At 49.5% G+C, this 15181-nt stretch carries 14 protein-coding genes, 1 tRNA gene and 3 pseudogenes; 7 read left to right on the forward strand and 11 right to left on the reverse strand.

Going from position 1 to position 15181, the window contains the following annotated elements; translation table 11 throughout:
• Window positions 1-64: 64 nt before the first annotated feature.
• From BM427_RS01305 to folD, 3 genes are all read right to left on the reverse strand, one after another.
• Window positions 65-1564 (reverse strand): PTS transporter subunit EIIC, encoded by a 1500-nt coding sequence (locus BM427_RS01305; protein WP_090118493.1) that lies wholly within the window; start codon window positions 1562-1564, stop codon window positions 65-67.
• 295 nt (window positions 1565-1859) lie between these two features.
• Window positions 1860-2072 (reverse strand): ribosome-associated protein YbcJ, encoded by a 213-nt coding sequence (gene ybcJ, locus BM427_RS01310; RefSeq protein WP_090118495.1) that lies wholly within the window; start codon window positions 2070-2072, stop codon window positions 1860-1862.
• Between the two features lies 1 nt (window position 2073).
• Window positions 2074-2940, reverse strand: a complete 867-nt coding sequence (gene folD / locus BM427_RS01315) for a bifunctional methylenetetrahydrofolate dehydrogenase/methenyltetrahydrofolate cyclohydrolase FolD (RefSeq protein WP_090118496.1) — start codon at window positions 2938-2940, stop codon at window positions 2074-2076.
• Window positions 2941-3352: 412 nt separating this feature from the next.
• Between folD and BM427_RS01320 the strand changes: the two genes are divergently transcribed.
• Window positions 3353-3429 (forward strand) — tRNA-Arg (locus tag BM427_RS01320).
• Between the two features lie 15 nt (window positions 3430-3444).
• Here BM427_RS01320 and BM427_RS01325 read toward each other — a convergent pair.
• Window positions 3445-3974 (reverse strand): annotated as a pseudogene (locus BM427_RS01325) (site-specific integrase); the annotation flags it as partial.
• Between BM427_RS01325 and BM427_RS01330 the strand changes: the two are divergent.
• From BM427_RS01330 to BM427_RS01345, 5 genes and pseudogenes are all read left to right on the forward strand, one after another.
• Window positions 3952-5123, forward strand: a pseudogene (locus BM427_RS01330) (baseplate J/gp47 family protein). The pseudogenes BM427_RS01325 and BM427_RS01330 overlap by 23 nt on opposite strands.
• Window positions 5120-5788, forward strand: coding sequence for a baseplate wedge 1 family protein (locus tag BM427_RS01335; RefSeq protein ID WP_090118498.1), 669 nt, complete (start codon window positions 5120-5122; stop codon window positions 5786-5788). The pseudogene BM427_RS01330 and the gene BM427_RS01335 overlap by 4 nt, the downstream one beginning before the upstream one ends.
• Window positions 5788-6103: pseudogene (locus BM427_RS01340) on the forward strand (hypothetical protein); the annotation flags it as partial. The gene BM427_RS01335 and the pseudogene BM427_RS01340, both read left to right, overlap by 1 nt.
• 102 nt (window positions 6104-6205) lie before the next feature.
• A complete protein-coding gene (locus BM427_RS25150) occupies window positions 6206-6898 on the forward strand; it encodes a hypothetical protein (protein ID WP_139234369.1) in 693 nt (230 codons plus the stop codon).
• A gap of 222 nt (window positions 6899-7120) precedes the next feature.
• Window positions 7121-7528, forward strand: coding sequence for a tail fiber assembly protein (locus tag BM427_RS01345; protein WP_090118500.1), 408 nt, complete (start codon window positions 7121-7123; stop codon window positions 7526-7528).
• A gap of 301 nt (window positions 7529-7829) precedes the next feature.
• Here the strand turns inward: BM427_RS01345 and BM427_RS01350 are convergent, their stop codons facing one another.
• Window positions 7830-8933 carry an acyltransferase family protein gene (locus tag BM427_RS01350; protein WP_090118502.1) on the reverse strand — a complete coding sequence of 368 codons (1104 nt, stop codon included), beginning with the start codon at window positions 8931-8933 and terminating at the stop codon, window positions 7830-7832.
• A gap of 757 nt (window positions 8934-9690) precedes the next feature.
• Window positions 9691-10209: a winged helix-turn-helix transcriptional regulator gene (locus BM427_RS01355; RefSeq protein ID WP_244316603.1), complete on the reverse strand. Its 519-nt coding sequence runs from the start codon at window positions 10207-10209 to the stop codon at window positions 9691-9693.
• A gap of 35 nt (window positions 10210-10244) precedes the next feature.
• On the opposite strand from BM427_RS01355, the gene BM427_RS01360 reads away from it, so the two are divergent.
• Complete coding sequence (locus BM427_RS01360; RefSeq protein WP_090118507.1) at window positions 10245-11156, forward strand: NmrA/HSCARG family protein; 912 nt, start codon at window positions 10245-10247, stop codon at window positions 11154-11156.
• A 121-nt stretch (window positions 11157-11277) separates the two neighbouring features.
• Here the strand turns inward: BM427_RS01360 and BM427_RS01365 are convergent, their stop codons facing one another.
• The 5 genes from BM427_RS01365 to BM427_RS01385 all read right to left on the reverse strand — a co-directional run bounded on the left by BM427_RS01365 (window position 11278) and on the right by BM427_RS01385 (window position 15087).
• Complete coding sequence (locus BM427_RS01365) at window positions 11278-12516, reverse strand: MFS transporter (RefSeq protein WP_090118508.1); 1239 nt, start codon at window positions 12514-12516, stop codon at window positions 11278-11280.
• A complete protein-coding gene (locus BM427_RS01370) occupies window positions 12513-12842 on the reverse strand; it encodes a hypothetical protein (RefSeq protein WP_090118510.1) in 330 nt (109 codons plus the stop codon). The genes BM427_RS01365 and BM427_RS01370 overlap by 4 nt, the downstream gene beginning before the upstream one ends.
• On the reverse strand, window positions 12839-13408 hold the full coding sequence (locus BM427_RS01375) for an isochorismatase family protein (RefSeq protein WP_090118512.1): 570 nt from the start codon (window positions 13406-13408) through the stop codon (window positions 12839-12841). The genes BM427_RS01370 and BM427_RS01375 overlap by 4 nt, the downstream gene beginning before the upstream one ends.
• A 32-nt stretch (window positions 13409-13440) precedes the next feature.
• Window positions 13441-13893: a MarR family winged helix-turn-helix transcriptional regulator gene (locus tag BM427_RS01380; RefSeq protein ID WP_090118514.1), complete on the reverse strand. Its 453-nt coding sequence runs from the start codon at window positions 13891-13893 to the stop codon at window positions 13441-13443.
• A gap of 282 nt (window positions 13894-14175) precedes the next feature.
• Entirely contained in the window at window positions 14176-15087 is a 912-nt protein-coding gene (locus BM427_RS01385) for a LysR family transcriptional regulator (RefSeq protein WP_090118516.1), read from the reverse strand.
• Window positions 15088-15181 lie beyond the last annotated feature (94 nt).

Genomic DNA, 15181 nt, shown 5'->3' on the forward strand with positions numbered 1-15181 from the left:
CCTGCTTATCCGCCGGGTTAGCGCCTCGGGTAGCCTACCGCAGAGGCGCCAGTCCGGCATATTATTATTTGCCGATCATCGTGGACATGGTTTGCGCGATAAATTGTGCCCTCGCGCCAAAAATCACCTGAATACCGGTGTCACCCACGAACACCACACCGCGTGCGCCCAGCCCGTTAAGGCCATCTTTATCCACCATTTCGCTCTTCGCCACTTCGAGGCGCAAACGGGTGATGCAGGAACCCACGGAGTCAATATTTTTCGTGCCGCCCAGCAGGCCGATAATTTCAGTGGCCAGTTCGGCATCGGTTTTATCGTCCGCCACGGCGGTCACGTCGGTACGACCTGGCGTTTTGACATCAAAACGGCGGATCACAAAACGGAAGGTGAAGTAATAAATCAGCGCCATCGGAATACCGACGATAATGGCATTCAGGAAGTTGGTCTGATAGCCGTTAAACGAAGGCAGAATGCCGAACGACAGGTAATCAATAAACCCGGCAGAGAACGATTTGGCGATGTGTGCATGCAGCAGGTACATCGTCATATAGGCCAGACCCGCCATGATGGCGTTAAAGACATAGAGGATTGGCGCGACAAAAATAAAGGTAAATTCAACCGGCTCGGTGATCCCGGTCAGGAAGCAGGTCAGCGCTGCCGAGAAGAGGATACCGGAAGCAATTTTTTTGTTGCGGGTCTGCGCTTCGTGGTACATCGCAAGGCAAGCAGCAGGGAGTGCGAACAGCATCAGCGGGAACTCACCCTGCATAAATTTCCCGGCGTTCTGATAGGTGTCACTGCTGAATGATTTCACCCCTTCTTCCAGCATTTTGAACCAGATAGTCTGGTCACCGTGGATCACCTGGCCTGCCTGCGTGGTGTAATCGCCAAACGAATACCAGAATGAGGGATACCAGATGTGGTGCAGGCCGAGCGGGATCAACGCGCGTTCTACCAGCCCGAAAATAAAGGTCGAGGCCGCCTGGTTATCGCCGTTGACTATCACCGACAACGCATCAATACCCGCCTGGATGTGTTGCCAGACATACGGCAGCAGCAGGCCTAGCACAAATGACAGGAACGCCGTAGCAATGGCGACAAAACGCTTGCCGGAGAAGAAGCCGAGAAACTCCGGCAACTGCATCGTGTGGAAACGGTTATAGCACCAGGCGGCGAGAATACCGCAGATTAGGCCACCGAAAACGCCCATTTGCAGCGTCGGGATCCCGACAACCATGGCGTATTTCCCGCCCTGAGAGGCCATCTCCGGCGTAATGCCTAACATGGTGCCGATGGTGATGTTGGTGATAAACACCGATACCGCTGCCGACAGTGCCGCGATCCCGGATTCGGAGGCCAGCCCGACAGCTGAACCGATGGCGAAAAGCATAGGCAGGTTATCAAAAATGACGCCGCCTGCGTTCATCATCAACGGCAGATGGAATTTGTCGCCGAAGGCCAGTAATAAGCCCGCAGCCGGTAACAGAGAGATCGGCAGCATCAGTGCACGACCAATCATCGATAACTTAGACAGCGATTTAACAAACCCTGATATCAGACTCATGCTGATTTTCCCCGAAATTGCGCATTTTGCGCGTTATTATTGTCAGTAGAACGTTTTAGTAGAACGTTCTACTTATCGTGAGATAAGGGTTGAAATGCTGCAACTAAATTTTCACATTCAGCTAGATCAATTAATGATTATTTGAGGTTGATCGGTAATAAACCGTGATGATTGAGGGGGATTAAAGGTGATTAAATAAGAACGGCCGGATGGCGGTTATCGCCTTATCCGGCCTGGAAACGCACAATTTGCAGGCGCGCATAAGTGCAGCGCCAACCGGTATTTTGGCAGGTGCTCAGGCGGTAACGGTTACGCTCTGGCCGTCAAAGCTCACAGTCTGACCGGCAACGATTTTGCATCGTTTGCGCGTTTCCACTGCGCCATCCACATTCACACGACCTTCAGCAATGACGATTTTCGCTTGCGCACCGCTCTCGCTCCAGCCTTCCAGTTTCAGCAGATCGCACAACTCTACGTGCGGGTGTTTTCCCAGGGAAAATGTTGCCATCTTATGCGCCTTCTACATCATTATATTCTTCACACGCTTGCAGCGTGTTCTGGATCAGGGTGGCGACGGTCATCGGGCCGACACCGCCGGGAACCGGGGTAATATACGCCGCGCGGGCCGCAGCTTCTTCATAAATTACATCGCCGACCACTTTGCCGTTTTCCAGGCGGTTAATGCCGACATCGATAACAATGGCGCCCTCTTTGATCCACTCGCCCGGAATAAAGCCCGGTTTACCGACTGCGACGATCAGCAGATCGGCGTTCTCAACGTGATGACGCAGGTTTTTGGTGAAACGGTGCGTCACTGTGGTGGTACATCCCGCCAGCAGCAGCTCCATGCTCATCGGGCGACCGACGATATTGGACGCGCCGATCACAACGGCGTTGAGGCCAAAGGTATCAATGTTGTAGCGCTCCAGCAGCGTCACGATCCCGCGCGGTGTGCAGGGACGCAGACGCGGTGCGCGCTGGCACAGGCGACCCACGTTATACGGATGGAAACCATCAACGTCTTTATCCGGCGCGATACGTTCCAGCACCTTCACGTTGTCGATACCGGCGGGCAGCGGCAACTGCACCAGAATACCGTCGATGGTGACATCGGCGTTCAGCTTGTCGATAAGTTCCAGCAGCTCGGCTTCGCTGGTGGTTTCAGGAAGATCGTAAGAGCGGGAGATGAAACCCACTTCCTCACAGGCTTTGCGCTTGCTGCCGACATAAATTTGCGATGCCGGGTTGCTGCCAACCAGTACGACTGCCAGGCCTGGGGCGCGTTTCCCGGCCGCAACGCGCGCCCGTACTTTTTCCGCAACCTCAGAGCGCACCTGCTGCGCAATCGTTTTACCATCAATAATCTTTGCTGCCATCAGAGAGAGGATTCCATCTGTCGTTTCAACTAAGGGGGATGTGACTATTTTGTCAGAAGCGCGGCGTGCTGTCAGTTATCGTTTGTGTATTTCACCTGCAAAGGGGAGGGCGGAGAGCGGAAAATGTCCCGTGAAGTCCCGTTTTTAACGAAATTTCAACAATTCATCCTCTCAGCAAATGTGGGGCCATGACGGGCGTTGGCGGAGTTCGCCGCCGTAAAGAGCATTCTCATCGAAAGGCACTGAAAGTGGTAATTAGCCGTGAGACATCGGCCTGAAAACAGGAAGGATGGCGCGAAATTGCTCGCAGCCGTTCACTAAGCAAGCAGCCAGCGGAAAATACATTGACTCATCAGGCACTGACCGTATAATTCCAGCCGTTTCCACCGCAAAGGTGGAGCATCCGCGCAATGCGCCCTTAGCTCAGCTGGATAGAGCAACGGCCTTCTAAGCCGTAGGTCACAGGTTCGAACCCTGTAGGGCGTACCATTTAAAATTAGCAGGTTACGCTAATTTTAATCCAGCCTGATTTGCTCCTTGTGTCGTATTTGTGTCATGGTTGCCAAAAATGGCGTCAATTTTCCGTGCATGCTCGGTAAGATGATTCGGGGCCAGGTGAGCATACCGCTGCACCATCTCAATGCTCTCCCATCCGCCCATTTCCTGCAAAACAGAAAGCGGGACGCCGGACTGCACAAGCCAGCTTGCCCAGGTGTGCCGCAAATCATGGAAGCGAAAATCTTCAATGCCTGCTTTCTTTAACCCGGCATTCCAGGCGTTATTGTCATCCACCCGCATTTTCCTGACAGCCGGAGTTAATGTGCCGTCGGGGCGATGTTTTGCCTTCGTGTGCACGAACACCCAGCGTGAGCTTTTACCAATCTGATCCCTCGCACCCTGCATGCGGTATCATTCAGAGCGACGCCGATAGCCTTGCCCGCCTTCGCGTTCTCCGGATTTACCCATGCAACCTTTCTCTGCATATCGACCTGCTGCCACTCCATATCAAGTATGTTGGATCGGCGCAGGCCGGTAACCGCCCAGGGGATCACCGCGCCTGATTACCAGACAATACTCGATACTGTCACCGGTTTTTTTCAGCAGATTTATGGCACGGATTCTTATCTTGACCTGACAGTAAAGACGGCCAGATGGTATCGCTGATGTCGCTGGCGATCCACGATGCGAACAACACGGCGATCGCCGTCTATAACAGCTATTCGCCCTCAACCGCACTTAGTGATGCGTTGTCACGCAATGTCAAAATTAACGGAATTGCGCGTAAGGGTGAAACTCGCTCGACCGTGGATCTTATCCTTTCCGGCACAACCGGCACGACTATCACAAATGGCTCGGTGAAAGATGCAAATGGCATCATCTGGAATCTGCCATCCACAACGATAATCGACGGAAACCCGGTTACGGCAACGTGTAACACGACAGGCGCTGTTGCTGCGCTGGCTGGAACGGTGACCGGCATAAATACGCCGACGCGCGGGTGGACATCAGTGAATAACCCACAGGCTGCCACTGTTGGCACCGCCGCAGAAACGGACGCTGAGTTGCGCATACGGCAAAGCCAAAGCGTTGCGCTGCCATCGCTTACGCCGTTCGATGCCGTAGACGGCGCGCTGGCGAACATCTCTGGCGTGACGCGGCACAAGCTGTATGAGAACAATACGGGTTCGGTAGATGTGAATGGCCTGCCGGCACACTCTATTTCCGCCATTGTCGACGGCGAAGACGCCACGACGATCGCCCAGACTATCCGGGGTAAAAAAGGCCAGGGCGTAGCGACTTATAGCAAGACAACGATTCAGGTTCCGGATATCTACGGTAACCCGCATAACATCAGCTTTTCTCGCCCTGTCGATGTCCCTGTGTATGTCGCCATAACAGTACAGGTGTTTATTGGATACACCTCACAGATCGGGGAGGATATCAAGCAAGCAGTGGCCGATTACATCAACAGCTTATTGATCGGTGATAGCGTGCTGTTGAGCCGCATTTACTCCCCGGCAAATCTTGGCGTCGTGAGCGGTGGCAACGCGCGTTTTTACGACATCACAGATCTGCTGATCGGTAAATCTGTGGGAAGCGTAGCAGCGGCAAATATCAACATTGCTTACGACGAGGCTGCAAGCTGCTCGACGGAAAATATCTCGATCACGGTGGCACCATGAGTAAATACACCGACCTGATCACCAACTACCACGCCGGGATCCAGCATGTGGATTTATCCACCAGGCCACTCACTGACATTTCCACGTCGCTTAATAGTCTGATCACCGCATTTGATATCGATACCGCTGTCGGTGTGCAACTCGACATACTTGGCGAGTGGATAGGCCGATCACGCATCGTCAGTGTGCCCATCAGCGGCATTTATTTTTCGTGGGATACGGACGGACTGGGATATGACCCGGGGGTATGGCAAGGGCCATACGACCCGGATTCCGGTTATACGAGGCTGAGTGATGAAACTTACCGGGTGATCCTGAAAGCCAAAATCGCAATCAACAACTGGGACGGTACCAACGACACACTGCCACCTATCCTTGACTCCGCTCTTGCCGGTTCTGGCCTACGCATGCAGATCGTCGACAACCAGGACATGACTATTGGTATTTGGGTATTCCCGGAAGTTGATATTTCACTGGTTTCGCTGGAGTTAATTGCCGCGATTAAGCAGGGTTATTTAACTGTGAAAGCGGCTGGCGTCTGGGGAGGAAGTATTGAAATACCGGCGGTGGAAACACCCTCAGAAGGAAATAGGTTTTTCGGGTTTGACATGGATAACGAATATATCACCGGATTTGATGCCGGATCGTGGGAGAAATTACTGTAATGGCTACCAATAATTTTAAACCGTTTGCAACCGGAACAGGTGCAAATGTCACGTCGCAGGCAGACTGGGAAGCGCTGGCAGCTTTGCTTACGGGATTCCAGTCAGGAAAAGCCAGTTCAGCACAGGTAAATAAAGCACTGCGCCAGGCAACTTTTATTGCGGCGGCTCTGGCTCAATATACCGCAGATAAAAGCGGGCAGAATGTGCTTGATGATGGTGATATCTCTGGATTTGTAGCCAAGATGCATTCTGCTTTTGGAGCGGATTTTCAGCCACTGGATGCGATGCTGACGGCACTTGCCAGCCTCAACACGGTTAACCTGCAGTTTCCGGTATTCAACGGGCCAAAAAAGCATAACCCTCGGCACGGTGACAAACCTGTCGCTGGAGTTGCTGTCAAAATCCACTGCGGTGGATATGCTAAATTCGCTTACAGCCGCGCCGGTTAATAACCCTGCATTAACAGGTACACCAACCGCGCCAACAGCTCCCGCAGGAACCAATACTAACCAATTAGCTACGACAGCGTTTGTTTTTAATGGATATCAGCAAAAGAGCACACAATTAACAGAGTTTGCCAATGTAAGTCTGCCAAATCTTACATTTCCTTTTAGAAATGGAAGTGCGGCATTACAGGCCGGCGCCTTGTCAACTCTGTCTCTAAATTTTCTGTCAAAGTCTACAGTCGCGGATATGCTGGCCTTATTAACGGCTGCGCCTATCGATAATCCGACATTCACAGGTGATCCAAAAGCACCGACACCGGCAGCGGGCGACAATGACACCTCGATCGCTACGACAGCATTTGTTTTTAATGGATACCAGCCAAAGAGCACACAACTAACTGAGTTCTCAGCTTTATCTTTACCTAACTTCACGTTTCCGTTTCGCAATGGTAGTGGAGTTTTGCAGGGCGGTACGTTATCTGCTTTGTCTCTTACCCTCTTATCAAAATCCACTACTGCGGATATGCGCACTGTGTTAGCGCTGGGGAGCGCATCACAAAGAGATGTGGGATCATCATCAGGGCAGATACCTGATATGGGATATTTTACTTCATCAAAATCGCTTACCGGTTACCAGGTTCTGCCTGGTGGTGTCATTTTGTAATGGGGGTCAGGAAACACAACAACTAGCGGCTCTAATGTCACGTTCCCAATCGCGCTTACGACGTCTTGTACAGCAATATGTGGCAATGAAAGAAATAATGCCGTATCTCCTGTAGTAATAAATTTTTCTGGTGTAATAATGTCGGTTTTACCGTTCAGGCATGGAACACATCTGCCACTCGAGTTGATTCTTATATTAGTTGGTATGCAATAGGATATTAATATGTACGCATATTCTAACGGTGTTTTTTATCCACTTTCCATGCAAGCGGATTATGAGTCAGCAGGAACATGGCCAACTTCTTACGTTGAAGTTAATGAAGATGTATTTCATGAATTTATCTCTAATCAGCCAGAAGGGAAACAACGAGGGACTGACAGTTCCGGAATGCCCGCATGGATCGATATTCCTGCCACTCCCAACTCAGAGTTGCTTAAAGCAGCACTAATTTCTTTGAGTGCAGAATATCAGGGGGATATGGAGTCGCTTAACCGCGCATGGCTTGCCGCCGCAGTAAATGATGGAACAAGTGAAGGAACAAAGAAAAATGCTGTTATTGCACAGATTTCTGCAAGGAAAGCTCAGTATGCGTCAGATCGCGACGAAATTATCGCTCAATACCCTATATAAATAAGGATCTAATTATGGCAGATAACACAACCACATCTACAACATCCACTACAACTGAAGAAAGCAATTCGCAGTCGCAGCAAAAAGTAAAATTTTGTCCGATCTGCGGAGCGCAGATGTATCAAGGGATGCGATACGGATTTCTTTGCTGGATTTGTCCAGAGTGTGATTTTGACGAGCCCATTTGACAGTGCGCACCGAGACATGAGGTCGTATAATGTATTGAATTTAATATCGATTATTTTATGAATTAATTCATTAAAAGATAATGCCGCTTATTGAAATGTAGCGGCATTTATATTCACACCTTATGCAATCTAAATGCGCTGATCCTGTACTTAATAATTGTATACAATTCAACTAGAAGTAACGGCCCAAATATACCGCATGTCAGATATAGCAAGGTGGCAAGAAATCCATTATCTGGCATCGTTCCTATCACATGCATCGATCCTTCTGGCACAACGTTAATCTTCAAAAGAATAAATGTTGCTAATTTGAAAAAAAGAAAATGCAAGGCAAGTATATGAATAGTATTCTCACCTATATACTTAAATAAGTTTACTAAAAGCTTAACTTTTACATGGTGAGAAAACCCAATCACAAAAGCAATACTTATAAAAGTGAGCGTAATGAAAAGAAATGGATCCACATCGCCATAAATGTAAATTGGTGGCCTCATGGTTATATATGTTAACACTATTACAACAAGACTTGTAATCATTATTCTTGTATTCTTTAGAAAAGATAGCCCATAATCTTTTAGCAAATACCCTACATAAAAGAATGGTAAGTAAGTGAAATACTGTACGTTTGGCACGTTATTCTGTAATAATTTGTCATTAACTATATATTTATTTTTTAAAATCCACCAACCAAAAAAGAATAGCGTTACAATTATTGATGGAAGAATAGTTCTATTTTTTGTAATTATATTTGTAATTTTATTTATGGAATAAAAAATAATCTGCATAATTATTAATACTGGTATAAACCACATGGCACCAAGCATAGTCTCTGATGGTACTGTTATGGAATTAATTATGCTGATGATGTAATTTTGATATGAATAATTGATTGCGTATTCTGGCTGGATTCCATAAGAAATGAAAACATTATGCATGAGAATGAAAAATAAAGAATATCCGCAATATTGAAGTATTATTTTTTTCCTGCTTAATAAAAATGAAATAAAACTATTAGAATACTTAACGTAATTAAAGAAAAAACCAGAAAGTAAAAAGAAGCCAGCTACATGGTAATAATAAAAAATCTCTCCAAAAGGAAATGATGATATATGACCAGCCACAACAGAAGCCATCATTATACCTTTGGCGACATCTAAACTTTTATCTCTCCCTGCAAACGTATTTATCTTAAAGGAAGAATTGATTTTTGAATCCATATTGCGTCTATTTTTCATTCGATAATGGGTCTCAGATAATAGCATTAAATACGACATTGATCGAGAAAGCGGGATAGGACCGCTGGAGTGCTTATCGTTTCAGTATGTAGCGTGTGAGGTTAACAGGAGACGCAATGCGAAAAGTGGCACAAAGCTTTGCATCGGTTTGCAAGGCTTTGCATTCTCTGTGTCGTAATTGTGTCATGCTCTGTCGTAACCTGAAGGATGTAGAAGTATCGATATGACACGTAATGACACATTCCGGGCGCGAGCAGGGTGAAAACAGTGATATTACAATGCCATAAATAACGCTCTACGTTCTTCTAAGCCGTAGGTCACAGGTTCGAATCCTGTAGGGTTCAAGTCAACACACCTCTACTGAATTCTTTTTTCCTCCTTTATACTCCCTGAAATTACTGGATTTTTCTGTTACGAGTTCTATCGAAGTCAACTCAGTTATACCCAAATCAAGTGGTATCTGGGGGCCTTTGAGGGGTGATCTGCTCCCCATAGATTGAGGCCGATTGATGTTGGCAATGTCCGCTCCTGGCACGAAGCGGACCGCCTGGAGCGTCGCGAAGTCTGCCATGAGTGAGGAGATTTATTACTTGCCTAAGGGGCATTAATAACATTGTTGTGTGTTAATCAACGAGGAGTAGGTCACCTCTGTTCAGGTGGCCAAATTTAGTGTGCCACTACACTCACGCCCGCCGGTTTCCGTGATTCATAAAAACACGGTTCGTTTTTCGCTGTCGGTTTAACGGGACAATGTCGTCTTTTTTTCTGCTGCCTCATCAAAGGCTTTGCGAGAAGTCTCAATATCCTGCCATGTATCCCTGATCCAGTCGGTGAATCCGGCGAGGGGTTTCAGCATCGAATGGCCACGCTCAGTTAGCTGATACTCCACTCGTGGAGGAAGCTCCGGATAATAATAACGATTAACGAGACCATCTCGTTCCAGGTTGCGTAGCGTCAACGTCAACATACGCTGTGAGATATCGGGAATTCCGCGGCGAATGGCGCTAAAGCGCATGGGGATATCAGGCGAAAGCGACAGCAGTGAGATAACCAGTATGGTCCATTTATCACCCAGCCTTTCCAGCACACTCCCTGGAGCACAAGGTGTCAGTTTCGGTCCGTCCGGTGTTTCAATAATCGGTCTGCCATTAATTTCACGCGCCATACTTTTTCTCCGCTGAAGGCTGCTGTTAGTTATCTGTATGTAACCAGCAACCAAAAATGTGCCGTCTTGTGGAGGAAATAATAATAGTTCCATACTGTGACCTTCAATAGTTACTATGGAGAACCTCAATGAACAAAACAGCAGAATTTCTTGTTTTCGGTGCTACCGGACAACAGGGAGGAGCGGTGGCTCGCGCTCTACGGGCAGATGGTCGTGAAGTCAGGGCCTTTGTGCGGGATCCCTATAGCAAAAAGGCTCAGGCTCTGATGGCGGTAGGTATCACGCTTGCCGTCGGTAACCTTTTTGACCGGGCTTCCATTGATCGGGCAATGGAGGGTATCCGGGGTGTTTTCAGCGTTCAGGCCAGCTCTCCGCAAGGAGAGATAAGCGATGAGCAGGAGATAAAGCAGGGAAAAGATATCGCTGACAGTGCCCTTGCCGCCGGTGTCAGCCATCTTGTTTACTCTTCGTCCGGAGCGGCCGGAAAAGGGCCTACCGGTATGGGGCATTTCGACAGCAAGTCGGAGATAGAAAATTATGTCCGCGCTTTACCTATTTCCTCGACGATCACGCGCCCGGCAAGCTTCATGGAGATGATGATGTTACCCGGAATGGGCCTGAACACCGGGAATTTTTTCTTCTTTATGCAACGTGATCAGCAGATGCAAATGATCGCGCTGGAAGATCTCGGGCGTATTAATGCCCACATTCTGTGTAACCCTCAACATTTCGCAGGAAAAGTGCTGGAAATCTCCGGCCAGGCGCTGACCGGGGAGGATCTGGAGCAGGCTTTCTCGAACGCCGCAGGTTTTCCCATACACTATCAACGCTTTCCTGACGCACTGCTAGAACAAAACAGCTTCCTCCGTCGGCTTACGGAACTGGTTGATAATGGCATTGTCGCTGGCGTGGCTGACATACCGGCACTGGAGAAGGCGTTTGGTGAGATGATGAAACTGAAACAATGGCTTACAGGCCCGGGTAAACCACTTTTTAGCGCTGCGCTTAACGCTCCACAAGCTGACATCGCGCTACGGTAAACATTTGCCGGAAGCCCTCTGGCTCACCGGCACGTAGTCCTTAAAGAAGGGGACATTCATCTCATGCTACGTTTTTCCATAGGAAGCATGGCAAGAGTTTGTTAAGGCGGTTTTCCTGAGTTCAGGTATCGTCCTGATACTTACCCTGTTTTCTGTTAAAGGACGACGCCATTAATCCTGCCACGGCCGCTGCCAGTCCGGATAACGCGGCAATACCCATGGCCCATCGAGGACCGATATTATCCGCCACCCAGCCCGTGATGGGGGCGCCGATCGGCGTGGTTCCCATGGCAACAGCAACCCTCAACGCCATCACCCTCCCTCGCATTACCGGCGTGGTTGAAAGCTGCATCAGGCTGTTCGTGGCATTGGTGAAAAACATGGCTGCAGCCCCGGTGACGACAAGTGACGCCGCAAAAAAAACGTAATCAGGAGATAATGCAGCGGCGGCACAACCACATGCGAACACTCCGGCGCTGACAACCAGATGACGGAATTGAATGCGGTCATAGCCCGCATTCACTAATGCTCCCACGATGGTTCCTGTGGCAATAACGGATGACAGAAAACCATATCTGGTAGCATCAGCATGGAAGACCCTTATCCCCATAGAAGACAGGAATATTGGAAAATTCAGACCAAATGTTCCGATAAAAAAAAGCATCAACAGGATCGCCACCAGATCCGGACGCCCACGGACATAACGGAGGCCTTCGGTAAATGCGCCTCTGCGCCGCGACGCCCTGCCGGAAAGATTCAGCTCGTTTTTTCTCAGGAACAAAAGTGAAGCCAGGATACCCAGAAATGAGAAACCATTGATCAGAAAGCACCATCCGGTTCCCGCAGACGCGATAAGAAGGCCTGAAACCGCAGGACCGATAAAACGCCCCGCATTAAAGGACATCGAGTTCAGCGCAACGGCATTGGAGAGATCGCTTTCGCCGACAAGTTCTGACACAAATGTCTGGCGAACCGGAGCATCAACCGCCGTAATACTGCCGAAAAGAAAGGCGAACACATACAGATGCCACAGTTGAATAATCCCTCCCACTGTCATCAGGCCAAGCATGATCCCCAGCACGCCCATTGATCCCTGCGTGAACATCAGTAATTTCCGCTGGTTAAACCGGTCAGCAGCAATGCCAGTCCATGGAAGGAAAAGAAAATGCGGAGCGAACTGCAGCGCCATCACCGTTCCCAGCACTGAGCCGTTATGCGGCGTCAGAACGACAAAAACCAGCCAGTCCTGTGCGGTACGCTGCATCCAGGTTCCGATATTAGACACAAACGCCCCGGCAGCCCAAAGCCGGTAGTTAAAATTACGCAACGATCGGAAAACAACAGGGTTGAGAGGTTTCATTTTTTGCGGGGATGATTTCCACCATGAAACTGACCGAAATGATGGGCAGAAAAAAGGGCAATAGCCGCTATACCAACAAAAAGAGCTATCGCGTCCGGCCAGCGGGCGATATCAACTCGACCTAAATGGATAAGCAGCAACCAGGCCAGTAACAGGTTGGTCAATCCCCACAGGACATTGACCATCGATGATGAAAGCCCTTTTCCTGCTGGTGTGGCAAAGGGTGACTGAAACGCTCTGCCCTGAACGCCACTGATAACATGGGGCACGGCGTTCATAAGAAACATCCCCCCAGCCAGCAGGGACAGATAATGTAACAGGTTCATTTATTCTTCCTGCTTTCCAGTTCGCTGAGGATATCGGCTGACAGGGCAGTTTCGCCAAGCCGGGGAAAGATATTCTGTACACTCCAGTTATGCGCTTCCGGTCGGTTGTCGGCCATCGCATCAACGGGCAATACCACATTGAAACCGCAATCCCAGGCCTGCCGCGCAGTGGCTTCCACCCCTGTACCGGTTGCCACACCAGTGATGATAACCTGGGTCACTCCGAGCGATTTCAGACGGGACTCCAGCGCGGTTGTGGAGAAGGCTCCCCAACTGTATTTGGTCACGACAATATCTGAAGGTTGTGGATCAATTTCTTTAATGAAGTCGGTGAACGCCTCCGGCAACGTATCGGGAAGAGTGCGGCGATCATCCCGTCTTCCCGGAGGCATCCCCGCGACACTGACCAGCACAACAGGTAAATGGCGCTGACGAAATGCCTTTATCAGAGCTGCGCAGTGTTCAACAACGGCGGAGACTGAGGCGTTATAAGGCGTGCCAATAATGCCTTTCTGTAAATCAATAACAATTAATGCCGGGATAGGATCGAGTTCAGTCAGGGCCATATCTGCTCCGGAAAATTCGTAGTATTAAACCGTTATTTCTCCACCAGCTTTTGCAGCAAGCTGATAGCAGCCAGAACCTGCCGCTGCTCTTCTTCCGTCAGATGCTGAGCAACTGCACGGCTTAGCCAGTCCTGGCGTGCAGATCGTCCTTCCAGAAGCATGGAGAGGCATTTATCCGTTAACGATATAATGATCTGGCGGCCATCCTCTGGATCCGCCGTTCCCCTAACAAGCCCCTTTGACTGCAGGGCTGCAACAAGCGTTCTCATCGATTGATGACGGACACCCTCCGACCGTGCCAGAGAGGAGATCGTCATTGGACCTTCTTTTTCCAGCCTCAGCAGGGCTGATGACTGACCTGGGGTCAGATCACTGGTATGCCCTTCTTCACGCAAGCGTCGCTTTAGCATGCTGAAAAACTGCCGCAGCTCAGCGGCAATGGCTGAATTGACAGCATTGCTGTCGGTGTATTTTTTGATGGTCATGAAATTATCTTAAATGTATACAGCTAAACTGTAAAGTTAAACTGTATTTATGTTTATGTCCTGACGCTGTTGGGCGACGCCATTTTTCTTCGGGCAGATATGTGAACGTCCGTTCTTCGTTTCATGGCAATGTCTCCTTTGATTAAGGATAGCGTTGCATCAACCCGTTGAACTCACAGCGCAGAGCAGACTTTCAGCGAGACAGATCTGTCGGCCTTGTGCCGGGAAGGGACATTGCTAACGTTACTCTGTGTTATTAGGCGGGGAGCAGGTCATAGACTTCTATTCATTTTCCAGCCAGTCAATGAAGAACTGGGTGAAGGCGGTAACCGCCAGCGGCTGCAGCCGTCGCTGCGGATAGACAAATTGTAGCCCGACATTTTTTTTATCAAAGCGGCTAAACCCAATAAAACTTTCAGCAAATAACATGTGCAACCTCCCTTGTTCAACATCACGCTTTACATCCCACCATGACTTACTGGCAATACCCGCATCAGCCAGTACCCATTGGCGGAGTAGTGCGCCATCGTCGCACACCATGGCTGGGGTAAAGCGTAGTGCGCTCTGTTTACCGTTGTGCTCAAAACGCCATTCATTCATGACCATTCCGCGCAATTCCAGCGCCAGGCATCGGTGGTTGTGCAAATCCTCAATGGTATCTGGTGTGCCTGCCGCGCGGAGATAATTGGCTGAAGCGACCAGAACCCGATGATTCGGGCGGATATTTCTGACGACCAGGCTGCTGTCTGGCAAGTTGCCGAAGCGAATGCTCATGTCCAGACGATTGGCTACCAGATCTTCGACATTTTCGCCCAGGTAAACCGAGCTTTTCACTGCCGGATACTGCCGGGAAAAATCGAGCAAAGCCGGGCTGAGATACTGTCGGCCAAAATCGGAGGGGGCCGAAATGCGGATATTACCGCTGAGCACCCCTTCTTTTTGCGCAAGCAGCGACTCAGCGTGGTTCATTTCATCCAGTACGCGTAGCGCAGCATGATAGAACTCTTCACCGGCACGCGTCAGGGTAATGGCGCGGGTGGAACGGTGGAATAGCCGGGTCTGATAACGCTCTTCAATCGCCTTCAGCCTGGCAGTCATGGTGGCCGGCGAGAGCCCCATACGGCGACCAGCAGCTGAAAGCCCCCCGGCCTCCACCACGGCAACCAGCAGTGCCATATCTTCAAGCTTTCCCATTATTCAGTAATCCTGAAAAGAGAATCATATTTCACTGCCATTATCAAAATATCTTACGCCACGTAAAGTACTTTCAACGATTCATTACGGGGAC

It is taken from the genome of Kosakonia arachidis (assembly GCF_900116535.1).
In the GTDB taxonomy this organism is placed as follows: domain Bacteria; phylum Pseudomonadota; class Gammaproteobacteria; order Enterobacterales; family Enterobacteriaceae; genus Kosakonia; species Kosakonia arachidis.